Origin of the sequence: Roseiarcus sp. (assembly GCF_052145395.1) — a bacterium.
Lineage (GTDB): Bacteria > Pseudomonadota > Alphaproteobacteria > Rhizobiales > Beijerinckiaceae > Roseiarcus.
The window spans coordinates 14,041-27,348 of the sequence record NZ_JBKQOT010000768.1; the positions used below are offsets into that span (position 1 = coordinate 14,041).

Sequence of the window (13,308 nt, forward strand, 5' to 3'; positions counted from 1 at the left end):
CCGCCCGCGGGCGCGAGTCGCTGCGGACAAGACACGACGCGCGGCCTCATCCACGCAAATTCCGGCTATTCCATGGCGCCCATCCGCCTGAGGCGGCTCGCGCCAGATTCTCGGGCGATTGCCTCGGGCGCAGAGGCGAATTTCGTGAGCTCGCTCCATGAACGTCACCCCTGCTCGGTTCCGTGTGACGCCTCACGGCGCCGTCGCTGCGCGCCGCGCGGAGAGAACGCCAGATCGACAATCAGCAAGGCCACGCCGACGTTGATCGCCGCATCGGCCAGATTGAACACGAAGAAATGCCGGCCGAAGGCGTGCAGGTCGAGATAGTCGACGACCGCGCCATGGGTCAGCCGGTCGAGCGCGTTGCCGAGCGCGCCGCCGATGATCGCCCCCAGCCCGCCAGCGGCGAGATACGAGCGGCTCGACGCCAGCCACCAGCCGAGCAGGGCTATGGCGCCAAGGGTCACTGCGAGCAGGGTCGCGCGCCCCGCAGCCGTGTCCTGGGTGAAGAGACTGAATGAAATTCCGCGATTCCAGCGCAGAACGAGATCGAGAAACGGCGCGATTGGCGTCGCGTCGAGCGCGGCCTCCGACCGCGCAACGACTGCGAGCTTCACCGCCTGGTCGCCAACGAGGACGGCCAGTGCGACAAGACCGCCTAGCGCGCGCGGAGTCACGGCAGGCGGCCGAGCGCGCGAAGCTCGCGCAGCGCGACTGCGTCGCGCGGCGTGACGTCCGGAAAGTCGGGCGAGGCCGTCGACGGATCAAAATAGCGCCACGATCGCGCGCATTTGACCCCTTCGGCTCGCTCGATGACGACCGCGACGTCCGGCAGCTCTGGCAGACGGAAGGAGCCATGCGGCGCAGCGCTTTCGGTCTCGATCGCGATGTCGGAGGTGATGCAGACCTCGGCGAAATCGACGCCTTCCAGCGCCGCGATATGGTCCGGCCTCGTGAGATAGACGCGCGGCGCCGCCTCCAGCGACGATCCGATCCGCCTGTCGGCGCGTGCGATCTCGATTGCGCCAGTCACCGCGAAACGCAGGGCGCGAATCGTCTCCCACTTTCGCGCCAGCGCGTCGTCCCGCCATTCCGCGGGAATATCCGGGAACTGCTCGAGATGGACCGAGCGGCTCTTCGGATTGCGGGAGGCCCACGCTTCTTCGGCCGTGAAGACGAGGACCGGCGCAAGCCAGACCGTCGCTGCGCGGAAGATGTGCTCGATCGCCTCCAGCGCGCCGAGTCGCTTGGCGCTCGAGGGCGGGTCGCAATAGAGGGCGTCCTTGCGGATATCGAAGTAGAAGGCGGACAGGTCGGCGTTCATGAACGCCGAGAGCAGCGAAATCACCCGGGCGTAATCGAAGTTGGCGTAGGCCTCGCGCACTTTCCCGTCGAGTTCGGCGATCTTGTGCAGCATCAGCCGATCGAGGTCGGCCATGCGGGCGAGTCCCACCGAGGCGCCGCGGTCGTAGTGTGCGAGCGTGCCGAGCATCCAGCGGATCGTATTGCGCAGCTTGCGGTAATTGTCGCCGACCGCTTTCAGGATCTCCGGTCCGATGCGCTGGTCGTCGGAGTAATCGACGCTCGCCACCCACAGCCGAAGGATGTCGGCGCCCGAGGCGCGGATCACGTCTTGGGGAAACGTCTGGTTCCCGAGGGACTTCGACATTTTCCTGCCCTTCTCGTCGAGCGTGAAGCCGTGGGTCAGCACGACGTCGAAGGGCGCGCGGCCGCGGGTGCCGCAGCTCACCAGCAGCGACGACTGGAACCAGCCCCGATGCTGGTCCGAGCCCTCGAGGTACATCACTTCGTCCGGTCCGCCGTCAACGATCCGTCGGATCCCGGCAAGTCCAGGGAAATGGACCGGATCTTCGAGGACGAAGGCGTGCGTGGAGCCGGAATCGAACCAGACCTCGACCAGATTGTCGACCTTGCCGTAGTCGTCGGCCTTGTGCTTGGCGCCGAGGAAACGTTCCTTCGCGCCCTTGGCGAACCAGGCGTCGGCGCCCTCCGTCTCGAAGGCGGCCGCGATCCGGGCGTTGACCTCCTCGTCGTACAGGATTTCGTGCTCGCCCTTGCGCACGAAGATCGCCAGCGGGACGCCCCAGGCGCGCTGCCGCGACAGCACCCAGTCCGGCTTGTTGGCGACCATGCCTTTGATCCGGTTCTCTCCGGTCCTTGGCACCCAGCGAGTCTTTTCGATCGCATCGACCGCGAGCCCGCGGAGGGTTTTTCCTCCCTGCGCATTGGCGAACGGCCGGTCCATGGCCAGGAACCATTGCGGCGTGTTGCGGAAGATCACCGGCTTCTTCGAGCGCCAGCTGTGCGGATACTGATGCTTGAGCCTTCCGCGCGCAATGAGCGCCGCCGCCTCGATCAATGCTTTGATCACCGCGTCATTCGCGTCGCCCTTCTCGCCCTTCTCTGTGAGCACCCGCCGGCCCGTGAAGCCGGGAGCTTCGTCGGTCATCACGCCGTCTTCGTCGACGGTGTAGGGGATGCGCGTGTCCACGCCGAGGTCCTGCAGCCGTCTCGTGTTGGCAGTCCAGAGCTCGAAGTCCTCGCGTCCATGACTGGGCGCCGTGTGGACGAAGCCGGTTCCGGCGTCTTCGGTCACGTGGTCGCCCTCGAGCAGCGGCACGACAAAGCCGTAGCCATGCGCATGCAAAGGATGGGCGCATAGCATCGCGGCAAGCGTTTCGCCCTGGACATCGCCGACACGCTCGAAGGCGGTCGCCTTGGCCGCCCTCAACGCGCTCTCAGCGAGCGCGTCTGCGAGAATGTAAGTCGAGCCGACCTTCGCCCAATTGTCGGCCGGGGCCTCGGTGACGCGATAGCGGCCATAGGCGATGCGGCGCGAAAAGGCGAGCGCGCGGTTTCCGGGAATCGTCCAGGGCGTGGTCGTCCAGATAACGATGGACGCGTCGTCGCCTTCGATCGGGAAGGCGACATAAACCGTGTCGCTCGTATAGTCCTCGTACTCGACCTCCGCCTCGGCGAGCGCAGTCTTCTCGACCACGCTCCACATCACCGGCTTTGAGCCTCGATATAGCAGGCCGTTGGCCACGAATTTGAAAATCTCGCGCGCGATCTGCGCCTCGGCGGGATAGCTCATCGTTGTGTAGGGGTGATCCCAGTCGCCGACCACGCCGAGGCGCTTGAACTCCTCGCGCTGGACGGAAATCCAATGCTCCGCATAGGCGCGGCATTCCCGCCGGAAGGCGACGATCGCGTCAGAGTCGGAAAAGTCGGGCTTGGACTTGCCCTTCGCCCGGTAAAATTCCTCCTCGACCTTCCACTCGATGGGCAGGCCGTGGCAGTCCCAGCCTGGAATATAGTTCGACTCCTTTCCCGCCATCTGGTGCGAGCGAACGACCATATCCTTCAGGATCTTGTTGAGGGCCGTGCCGATATGGACATTGCCGTTGGCGTAAGGCGGCCCGTCGTGCAGCACGAACTTCGGCCGTCCTTTTCCGCTCTCGCGCAGTTGCGCGTAGAGGTTCTCCCGCGCCCAGCGAGCAAGAATCTCCGGTTCCCTCTGCGGCAGGCCGGCCCGCATCGGGAAATCCGTCTTCGGCAGGTAGAGCGTCTGCGAGTAGTCGAAGCCTTTGTCGGGCGCATCGTTCATGAGAATTGCGGGCCAGGATCGAGATGAGAACAAGGGCGAGGGACTTAGAGGATTTCCCCAGAATCGCCAAATCCGGAGTCAGGAGGCGTTCGCGAGAATCGCGCGAGCGCGCGACATGTCGCGCTTCATCTCCTCGACCAGCAGGGCGAGCGAGTCGAACTTCCGCTCCTCGCGAATACGTTCGACAAACTCGACCGTCATGTCGCGACCGTAGAGATCGCCAGTGAAGTCCAGCAGGTGAACTTCGAGCAGCGGCGGCCCGTTGTCCACCGTCGGCCGAACGCCGAAGCTGGCCACGGCCGGATGGTCTTCTCCGTCGACGATCGCGCGGACGGCGTAAACGCCGTGGGCGAGGCGGTTGGTCGGTTCGAGCGCAATGTTGGCCGTCGGCACGCCGAGCGTTCGCCCCAGGCGCTGTCCCGGGATGACCGGTCCGGACACGGCGTAGCGACGGCCGAGGCCACGCGCCGCATCGGCCAAGTCGCCGCGCTCCAACGCCCGTCGGATCGCCGTGGACGACACGATGCGCGCCGTCTCTCCCTCGCCGAGTTCGACCTTGGTCACGATATCGACCGTAAAGCCGTAGCGGCGGCCCGCATCGGCCAGAAAGGTTGGCGTCCCCGTTCGCCCCTTGCCGAAATGGAAGTCCCAGCCGACGACGACGGCGCCGGCGCCCAATCTCTCGACGAGGATCGTCCGGACGAATTCCTCGGCGGTCATCCCGGCCAGCGACGAGTCGAATGTCAGGACGACGACCCCAGACAGCCCGACAGCCGCGGCGACGGCCGCCTTGATGTCGACTGGTGTCAGCCGGAAGGCGACGGGGCGCTCGGCGAAGTAATCGGCCGGATGCGGCTCGAAGGTCAGCAGCGCGCTCGGCGCCCCCAGCGATTTCGCCAGGCGCCTCGTCCGTTCGAGGACAGCCTGATGCCCGATGTGGAGACCATCGAAGTTGCCGATCGCGTAGACGGCGCGCTCCAGTCCTCGCGGCGGCGTCACGGGATCCGTGGCGAGCACGAAGCCGCTAGTCATGGCGTCCTGCCATCCTCGGGGTTCACGTGCGCGGCTGCGATCTCCGCCACGGCCGATAAGTGCCTCTCCCGAGAGGCGCGGTCAAGCGTGCGCATGCCTCAGCTTGGGATTCGGGGGAACGCTGAGAACGCCCTCGCCCTCCAGCACGACCTTGTCGCCCACCCGGCACTCGCACTTCAGACGAACGCGCCGCCCTTTCTCCGTCAGTTCCGCCACTTCGACGCTCACTTCAATCACGTCGCCGATCTTGACCGGTCCGAGGAAGTTCAAGCTCTGGGAGATGTAGATGGCGCCCGGGCCAGGAAGCCGCATCCCGATGACTGCGGAGATGAGGCTCGCCGTGTAGAGGCCGTGAACGATCCGGCCGCCGAACCGTGTCTTGCGGGCGAAATGCTCGGACAGATGGATCGGATTGTGATCGCCCGATAATTCTGCGAATCCGATGACGTCCTCATTCTCGACGGTCTTGCTGATCGCCTCCCGCATGCCCACCGAGAGGTCTTCGAAATAGAGGGTTTGAAATATCGATTTTTGCATGCGCCAACGCCTCCCGAACCGGCGACGCGCGTCGCCAGCGAACGCCAACGGCGAGCCGTTCCATTCGCCGGACACCGTCTCCTAAGTTGAAAGTCGCGAGCAATCAATTCGGATTGTGAAATGGCTCGGTGATTCCAAAGCATCATCCTCCGAGCGTACCGATCGCCGCCACCGGCCAGAGGGAGAATTCCTCGCAGAGGCGCCGGAGCTTGCCCTGGTCTGCAGGGGCCTCGAACGAGTCGCCGTGGAGAGCGACCCGGTGAATGCCGCGGGTGACCAGCAAGGCGTCCAGTCCAGCCCCGGCCGCCCCGGCGATGTCGGTCTTCATGCCGTCGCCGACCGCCAGGACGCGCCGAACGTCGACAGGGGCGCCTCGCGCCTGTTCCGCGAGCGCCAGAGCGCGCCGGTAGATCGGCGCATGGGGTTTGCCGGCGTAAATGACCCCGCCGCCCAGCGCCTCGAAGCGACCCGCCAACGCCCCGGCGCAATAAACCAGGGTCTCGCCGCGATGAATCACGATGTCCGGGTTGGCGCAGATCATCGGCATCGCGTGGGCCGCAATGGCGCGCAATTCCGTTTCGTAGTCGTCCAGCGTTTCCCTCACATCGTCGCGCAATCCGGTGCAGAGCGCGTAGTGCGCCGCGTCCAGCCCAACAAGGCGCGGAGGGCGTCCGGCCGCCTCTCCGGCCGCTTCGAACAGGCTGAGATCGCGCGCCGGCCCGATGTGCAGGACCGGCTCCGCGATCCTTTCGGCGATCAGGCCGGTCGTGACGTCGCCAGAGGTCGCGATGTCGTCGAAGGCGTCAGGCGAGACGCCAAGCTTCAGCAGCTGGCGACGGATCGGCGCGGAAGGACGTGGCGCGTTGGTGATCAGAATCACGGTCCCGCCGCGCCGGCGAAAGGAAACGAGAGCCTCGGACGCCGAAGGAAACGCGGCCACGCCGTTGTGCACCACGCCCCAAATATCGCACAGAAGGACGTCGTAGCGATCGGAAATCTCCGCGAGTCCGCTGATTTGGCGCACGGCTTGGGTCTGCTCTGGCGTGGACATCGACGGCCCGGCTAGGGCGAGCACGGGCGGCTGTCAAGCTTGGCCGGGCCGATGCGGGCGACGTTCTTGACGCGGTTCGGCGCCGTTCCTAACTATTTGCGACGCGGTGAAGGCGCCGCATGAACGCCGAGGACGATATGGGTGATAGTTCAGTTACGGCCAAAGTCACCGACGCGAGTTTCGATACCGACGTCATCAAGTCGGATGAGCCTGTCGTCGTCGATTTCTGGGCGGAATGGTGCGGCCCTTGCCGGATGATCGCGCCTGCGCTCGAAGAGATCGCGACTGAACTGAAGGGCAAGGTGAAGATCGCCAAGCTCAACGTCGACGAGAACCCCGGCGTTGCCGGCAAGTACGGGATCCGGTCGATACCGACCCTGATGATCTTCAAGGGCGGCAAGAACGTCGCCACCAAGATCGGCGCGGGCCCGAAGACGGAACTGTCTCGCTGGATCTCCGCCGCCGTTTGACGCCAAAGCCGACCGCCGAATGAGTCAGACCGGAAGCCGTACTGCGGCCCTGAGGCCCCCCATGGGGCTGTCAGTGAGGACGATGTCGCCCCCATGCGAGCGGGCGATGTCGCGGGCGATGGCGAGCCCGAGGCCGGCCCCGCCCTCATCCTGGTTGCGGGCCTCGTCAAGCCGATAGAAGGGTCGGAAGACGTCCTCGCGGTGTTCGGCAGCAATACCCACGCCGTCGTCGTCGACGAGGACCGAGACGAACTGGGCCTCCCGCTTCGCCGTGATCCAGACATGGTCGGCGTGACGCTGCGCATTGGCGACGAGGTTGGCGACGCAGCGCTTGATCGCGATCGGCCGGACGCGGATGTCGAGGTTTCCGCGCGTCTCCAGGCTGATAGCGGCGCCGTGCCGTTCGGCGTCCGCCCGCAGATCCTCGAGCAGAGCGCCGACGTCGATGCGGACCGCCGACTCGCTGGCGTCGCCGCGGGCGAAGGCGAGATAGCCTTCGAGCATTCGGCCCATCTCGTCGACGTCCTTTTGCAGAAGCTCGCTGTCCGCGGAATTGTCGAGGAGCGCCAACGACAGCTTGAAGCGCGTCAGGATGGTGCGCTGGTCGTGGCTGACGCCGTTGAGCATGGCGGTGCGCTGCTCAGTCGCACGCTCGATCCGGCGCTTCATTTCGATGAACGCGTGGCCCGCCTGGCGGACCTCACGCGCGCCATGCGGAGTGAAGTCGAGGTCGCGGCCTTTGCCGAAATCCTCGGCCGCGCGGGCAAGCCGCAGGATCGGACGGATCTGGTTGCGCAGAAAGATGATCGCGACCGTCAGCAGAACGATCATCGCGCCGAGCATCCACAAGACGAAAATGTGCGCGTTCGCTTCGTAGGCAAGCGCACGGCGCGTCACCAGCCGGAGCACCCGGTCGCCAAGGTCGACGCGGATTTCCATCAGCCCCGAGCGTCCGATCGTGTCGACCCAGAACGGCTGCCGGACCTGCCTCTTAAGCTCGTTGGGGAGCGTGCGCGACAACGGGTCGAGCGCGCCGAAGAACGATCGCGGCATGGCGGGCGGCAATGGGCCGACCGGAAGGAGGGTCGCGTCCATCCGGAAGCGCTCGGCAGCGAGGTTCGACAGGAACGTATCGTCGACCCCTGGCGGAAGCTGGGAATAGAGATCGGCCAGCGCTCCGACGTCCCGCGCGACGGACTCGGAAAGACGGCGGGTGACCAGCTCCCAATGATGTTGCATGAAGACGAAGGTTACCGCCGTCTGCAGCAGAACCATCGGCAGGATGACGATCAGCAGGGAGCGCTTGTAGAGCCCCTTCGGCAGCATCTCCGCGAGCCCGCGCGCGCCCCGCCGCCAGAGGTCGCGGGCGCGCGCGAGCAGGCGCAACGTGCGAAAGGACGGCCGCGCGATCATCCGTCTGCGATCAGTCGGTAGCCGGCGCCGCGAGCCGTCTGCAGATAGACCGGATTGGCCGGGTCGCGCTCGATCTTTCGCCGCAGCCGATTGATCAGCACGTCGACTGTCCGCTCCTGGGCTGCGCCGCCCGAGCCGGACAGCGCCTCGCGAGTCACGCTCGCCCCGGCGTTGGCGCACAGGAGCCTCAGCATCTCGCGCTCCCGCTCGGTGATGCGGACGAGTTCGTCGCCCGAACGCAGCTCGCCCCGCTCGAGCGAGAACGCAAAGGAGCCGAATCGAACGACCGACGCCTCGGGCTTGCCGACCGGCTCTGCCCGGGTGCGACGAAGCACAGACCCGATCCGCAGGAGGAGTTCGCGCGGATCGAACGGCTTGGCCAGATAGTCGTCGACGCCGATCTCGAGCCCGCGGACGCGATCTTCCGGATCGCCTCGCGCCGTCAGCATCAGGATGGGCACCTGCGAACGCCGGCGAAGATCCGCGGCGAAGTCAAACCCACTCTCTCCGGGCATCATCACGTCGAGCACGATGATGTCGAAGGCGAGTCCGTCGAGGAGTCCGCGCGCCTCGACCGCATTCGCCGCGACCGTGACCCGATGACCGTTCTTCATCAGGTAGGTCGAAAGCAAGTCCCGCAATCGCCGGTCGTCGTCGACGACCAGCACGTGCGCGGCGTCGTCTCCGGGGGGAGTCTCGGTCAAGTCCGTCGCGCTCCGTTGGTGGGCCCGCCCGGCGCTGCCGTCCCGCCGGAGTCTTGCGGATCGATCATCGCGCTCAAGAAACCGGTGGCCGACTCCCGGCCCCCGGGGCCGAGCGTGTTCAGGGCCACTGCGAACCGGCGCGTCTGCGCCTCGGCGAGCCGCAACGCCAAGCGCTCGCCGTCCGGGGTCGCATAGAGCTCCCGCTGGCGGCGATCGAGCGCGCCGGCGCGCGCCTCGATGAAATTCTTTTCGATCAGCTCGCGCAAAACGCGGTTGAGGCTCTGTTTGGTGATGCGCAGGATCTCGAGCAGCTCGGCGATGGTCAGGCCCGGCCTGCGGCTGACGAAGTAGAGAACCCGATGGTGCGCGCGACCGAAATCGTAGGACTCGAGCAATCGATCGGCGTCGCCGACGAAATCCCGGTAGGCGAAAAACAGGAGCTCGATCAAATCGTACATGGGCGCGTCATCGCGGCGCGGCAGGGGCTCCGGCTTCGCGTTTGCGGCTTCAGTCGGGATGGAGGCGCTCATTAGGTCAGCAATATTGACGTAATTGGTTGAGGCTGATAGGGCTCGGACGGGCACGCACGCTGTGCATGTAATCCCAAATAGGCAAATTCCAAACCAGCACGAAACCGGTGAGGAGGAAACGGCCATGGCGCACCCGACTTTTGATGACCGGGACGGATGGATCTGGCTCGACGGGCGGATGGTCGCGTGGCGCAACGCCAAGGTTCATATGCTCACCCATGCGCTTCACTATGGGAGCTCGGTGTTCGAAGGCGAACGGGCTTACGGCGGCCAGATGTTCAGGTCGACGGAGCATTCGAGCCGCCTGAAGGAGTCCGGCCGGACAATGGACTTCGAGATCCCCTGGATCGTCGAGCAAATCGACGCCGCCAAAGCCGAGGTGTTGAGGCGGAACGACCTCACAGACGCTTGTGTCCGGCCGCTCGCCTGGCGGGGCTCGGAAATGATCGGGGTCGGCGCGCAGAGCGCCGCCATCCATCTCGGAATCGCGGCCTGGGAATGGCCGAGCGACTTCGATCCAGCGCATCGGATGCACGGCGTGCGGATCGACATGGCCGATTATCGCCGGCCGGATCCGACGACCGCGCCCGCGCTCGCCGAGGCGAGCGGGCTCTACATGATCTGCACCCTGTCACGACACCGCGCCGAGCGCCGCGGCTTCGCGGACGCGCTGATGCTCGACTGGCAGGGGCGCGTTGCCGAGTGCACGGCGGCGAACGTCTTCTTGGTGAAGGACGGCGCGCTCCACACGCCGATCGCCGACTGCTTCCTCGCCGGCATCACCCGCGCGACCGTCATCGACCTCGCCCGGGGCCTCGGGGTTCCGGTCTTCGAGCGGCGGATCATGCCGGCGGAACTCACCGATTTCAGTGAGTGCTTCCTGACCGGAACGGCGGCCGAGGTGACCCCGGTCAGCGGGATCGCCTCGATCGCCTACAAGCCCGGCGCCATCACCGCGGCGCTCATCGACGCCTACGCCGAGGCCGTGCGTCCCCGGCGCGCCGCCGCGTGACGTCATGCCCGCTCACGGCTCCGGAGTGACAAAACTCTCCATCACCAGCTTGCGGCCGGCGCGGTCGAAATCGATGGTGAGCTTCGGTCCGTCCGCCGCGATCACGCTGCCCGGCCCGAACTTGATATGGAAAACGCGCGCGCCGGCCTCGAAGCCCGACGCAGGCGTGGGTCGCGCGATAGCGCGTCCATCGAGAGAACGCGACGAGGGCCGGCCGAAGCCCGAAGAGTCTTCGCGCTGCTTCCAGGCCTCCGCGCGCCGCGAGCCCGGCGTTTCGTAGCGCGACCCGAATCCGGCCGCGTCGAAACGCGAGACGCCATAACCGCCGAAACCGGATGCGCTGGCTGTCTCCTCGAATTCGACATGGTCCGGCGGCAGTTCGTCGATGAACCGCGATGGGACTGAGGTCTGCCACAGGCCGCGCATACGGCGGTTGGCGGCGTGATAGATCTTGGCCGCGCGCCGCGCCCGGGTGAGGCCAACATAGGCGAGCCGGCGCTCCTCCTCGAGGCCGGCCCGGCCGTTGTCGTCCAGCGACCGCTGGTGCGGGAACAGGCCCTCCTCCCACCCGGGGAGGAACACGACATCGAACTCCAGCCCCTTGGCGCCGTGCAGCGTCATGATTGAAACGCGCTCGCCGCCTTCTGCGCTTTCGACGTCCATGACCAGCGACACATGTTCGAGAAAGGCGCTGAGGTCAGGAAACTCGCCCATCGAACGGACGAGTTCCTTCAGGTTGTCGAGCCGCCCCGCAGCGTCTGGCGTGCGTTCGGCCTTCCACATGTCGATGTAGCCGCTTTCCTCCAGCACGAGTTGCGCAAGCTCTTCGTGCGGAATGTCCGCGGACCGCTTCCTCCAGTGGTCGAAGCTCGCCAGCAGATCGCGCAGCAGCTGACGCGGCCTCGCCTTGAGCTCTTCCGTCTCGATCAGCATCTGCGCCGCCCGCATGAGCGAGACCCCGGCGCGGCGTCCGAATTCGTGCAGCGTCGCAAGGGTAGCCTCGCCGAGGCCGCGCTTCGGCTGGTTGTAGATGCGCTCGAAGGCGAGGTCGTCGTCCGGCTGGGCGACGCACCGCAGGTATGCGAGCGCGTCGCGAATCTCGGCCCGCTCATAGAAGCGCGGCCCGCCGATCACCTTGTACGGCAGGCCCATGGCGATGAAGCGCTCCTCGAATTCGCGCATCTGGAACGAGGCCCGGACCAGGATTGCGACGTCGTCGAGCGAAACGCCCTCCCGCTGCGCCTCTTCGATCGCCTCGCCGACGACACGCGCCTCTTCCTGGCTGTCCCACACGCCGGTGACCGTCGGCCGCTCGCCCAACGGCGCGTCGGTGAACAGCGTTTTCCCGAGCCGGCCACGATTGTGGGCGATCAGCCCCGAGGCGACGGCGAGAATGTGGCCTCCCGACCGGTAATTGCGCTCGAGCCGAATCACTTTCGCCCCCGGGAAGTCTTTCTCGAAGCGGAGGATGTTGTCGACGTCGGCGCCCCGCCAGCCGTAAATCGACTGGTCGTCGTCGCCGACGCAGCAGATGTTGCCCCCGCCCTGCGCCAGCAGGCGGAGCCACAGATACTGGACGGCGTTGGTGTCCTGGTACTCGTCGACCAGGATGTAGGGGAAGCGGCGCTGGAAGGCGGCGAGGACGTCGGCGTTCTCACGGAAAAGGCGCAGCGACTCGAGCAGCAGGTCGCCGAAATCGACCGCGTTCAGCGTCTTCAGCCGCGCCTGATAGGCGGCGTAGAGCGCGGCGCCGCGGCCGCCGGCGAAGGAGGAGGACTCTCCGGCAGGGACATGCGCCGGATCGAGGCCGCGGTTTTTCCACCCATCGATGAGACCGGCCAGCGCGCGCGCCGGCCAGCGCTTGTCGTCAAGGTTCTCGGCCTGAAGGATCTGCTTCAAGAGCCTGAGTTGGTCGTCCGTGTCGAGGATGGTGAAGTTCGGCCTCAAGGCCACGAGTTCGGCGTGCATGCGCAAAATTTTCACGCCGATCGAATGGAACGTGCCGAGCCATGGCATGCCCTGGTGCGCGCCGGTGAAGACGCTCACCCGTTCGCGCATCTCGCGCGCGGCCTTGTTGGTGAAGGTGACCGCGAGGATCTCGTACGCCCGCGCCCGGCCCGAGGCGATCAGATGCGCGATCCGGGTCGTCAGCACCCGCGTCTTCCCCACGCCCGCGCCGGCGAGGACGAGCACCGGACCATCGAGCGCCTGGACTGCGGCAAGCTGCTCGGCGTTGAGCCCGTCGAGATAGGCGGGAAATCGCGCAAACGGGCGCGGACGGCGCTCGCGTGCCGGTTCGAGCGGCGGCAAGGCCTCAGCGTCGGGTTCGTCGGAAGGTTGAGCCATGGCGCGAATCATGCGCCCGCAACCTGAGGCGCGCAACCGTTCGCGAATGGGTCGCTTCGCGGGGCGCCGAGCAGGAGCTTGAGCCGCCCTCGTCAATGAAACCGGTCTGATCGCGGCAGGCGGTTCAGGACCTCCGCGAATTGCGGGCTTCTGTCGAACTGGACTCGCTTGCGGCGGCGAGAAAGATCACATTGCGGATCGTCGAGGCGGTCGAGACGATGACTCCGGAAAACCCCTTCAGGTCGGCCGCCCCGGTCGAATCCCGGGAACGCGCGACTTGTCGTCGGAACGCCCTGTCCCTTACCGCATTCGCGAGGGACGAATCGAGGCGCTTCGCGTTTTTCACGGGCGCGCTGCTTCTGACCGGTTATGATCGGATGATCGACCCATGTTCCGCGCAACGCTGCTGACCCTCTTTCCCTCGATGTTCCCGGGCCCGCTCGGCCAGTCTCTGGCGGGCGACGCGCTGGCGCGCGGCCTCTGGACGCTCGAGGCGCGCGACATCCGCGAGCACGGGCTCGGAAAGCACCGCGCGGTCGACGACACGCCGACGGGCGGGGGGCCGGGCATGGTGATGCGCGCCGA

Annotated in this window: 11 protein-coding genes and 1 pseudogene; 3 read left to right on the forward strand and 9 right to left on the reverse strand. The window is 66.3% G+C overall.

Annotation, left to right across the window (positions count from 1 at the left end; genetic code table 11):
* Nucleotides 1-164 precede the first annotated feature (164 nt).
* The 5 genes from lspA to ACLP25_RS26420 form a co-directional block, all read right to left on the reverse strand.
* Nucleotides 165-677, reverse strand: a complete 513-nt coding sequence (lspA, locus tag ACLP25_RS26400; RefSeq protein ID WP_442472079.1) for a signal peptidase II — start codon at nucleotides 675-677, stop codon at nucleotides 165-167.
* Nucleotides 674-3,628, reverse strand: coding sequence for an isoleucine--tRNA ligase (gene ileS / locus ACLP25_RS26405; RefSeq protein ID WP_442472080.1), 2,955 nt, complete (start codon nucleotides 3,626-3,628; stop codon nucleotides 674-676). The genes lspA and ileS overlap by 4 nt, the downstream gene beginning before the upstream one ends.
* Nucleotides 3,629-3,706: 78 nt before the next feature.
* The gene (locus tag ACLP25_RS26410; RefSeq protein WP_442472081.1) at nucleotides 3,707-4,660 is read right to left on the reverse strand and encodes a bifunctional riboflavin kinase/FAD synthetase; all 954 of its coding nucleotides are present in this window, start codon (nucleotides 4,658-4,660) and stop codon (nucleotides 3,707-3,709) included.
* Between the two features lie 81 nt (nucleotides 4,661-4,741).
* Nucleotides 4,742-5,197, reverse strand: a complete 456-nt coding sequence (locus ACLP25_RS26415) for a MaoC family dehydratase (protein WP_442472082.1) — start codon at nucleotides 5,195-5,197, stop codon at nucleotides 4,742-4,744.
* A gap of 142 nt (nucleotides 5,198-5,339) precedes the next feature.
* Nucleotides 5,340-6,248: a TIGR01459 family HAD-type hydrolase gene (locus tag ACLP25_RS26420; protein ID WP_442472083.1), complete on the reverse strand. Its 909-nt coding sequence runs from the start codon at nucleotides 6,246-6,248 to the stop codon at nucleotides 5,340-5,342.
* 137 nt (nucleotides 6,249-6,385) lie between these two features.
* On the opposite strand from ACLP25_RS26420, the gene trxA reads away from it, so the two are divergent.
* A complete protein-coding gene (gene trxA / locus ACLP25_RS26425; RefSeq protein WP_442472084.1) occupies nucleotides 6,386-6,718 on the forward strand; it encodes a thioredoxin TrxA in 333 nt (110 codons plus the stop codon).
* Between the two features lie 24 nt (nucleotides 6,719-6,742).
* On the opposite strand, the gene ACLP25_RS26430 is transcribed toward trxA, so the two are convergent.
* Genes ACLP25_RS26430 through ACLP25_RS26440 form a run of 3 tightly spaced genes read right to left on the reverse strand, consistent with a single transcriptional unit; the run spans nucleotide 6,743 to nucleotide 9,293 of the window.
* Entirely contained in the window at nucleotides 6,743-8,131 is a 1,389-nt protein-coding gene (locus ACLP25_RS26430; protein ID WP_442472085.1) for an ATP-binding protein, read from the reverse strand.
* Nucleotides 8,128-8,835: a response regulator gene (locus ACLP25_RS26435; protein ID WP_442472086.1), complete on the reverse strand. Its 708-nt coding sequence runs from the start codon at nucleotides 8,833-8,835 to the stop codon at nucleotides 8,128-8,130. The genes ACLP25_RS26430 and ACLP25_RS26435 overlap by 4 nt, the downstream gene beginning before the upstream one ends.
* Nucleotides 8,832-9,293: a MarR family winged helix-turn-helix transcriptional regulator gene (locus tag ACLP25_RS26440; protein ID WP_442472087.1), complete on the reverse strand. Its 462-nt coding sequence runs from the start codon at nucleotides 9,291-9,293 to the stop codon at nucleotides 8,832-8,834. Before ACLP25_RS26440 ends, ACLP25_RS26435 begins: the two co-directional genes overlap by 4 nt.
* Nucleotides 9,294-9,489: 196 nt before the next feature.
* Between ACLP25_RS26440 and ACLP25_RS26445 the strand changes: the two genes are divergently transcribed.
* Nucleotides 9,490-10,377 (forward strand): branched-chain amino acid aminotransferase, encoded by an 888-nt coding sequence (locus tag ACLP25_RS26445; RefSeq protein WP_442472088.1) that lies wholly within the window; start codon nucleotides 9,490-9,492, stop codon nucleotides 10,375-10,377.
* Between the two features lie 12 nt (nucleotides 10,378-10,389).
* Here the strand turns inward: ACLP25_RS26445 and ACLP25_RS26450 are convergent, their stop codons facing one another.
* Nucleotides 10,390-12,723 carry an ATP-dependent helicase gene (locus ACLP25_RS26450; protein WP_442472089.1) on the reverse strand — a complete coding sequence of 778 codons (2,334 nt, stop codon included), beginning with the start codon at nucleotides 12,721-12,723 and terminating at the stop codon, nucleotides 10,390-10,392.
* Nucleotides 12,724-13,111: 388 nt separating this feature from the next.
* Between ACLP25_RS26450 and ACLP25_RS26455 the strand changes: the two are divergent.
* Nucleotides 13,112-13,308, forward strand: a pseudogene (locus ACLP25_RS26455) (tRNA (guanosine(37)-N1)-methyltransferase TrmD); the annotation flags it as partial.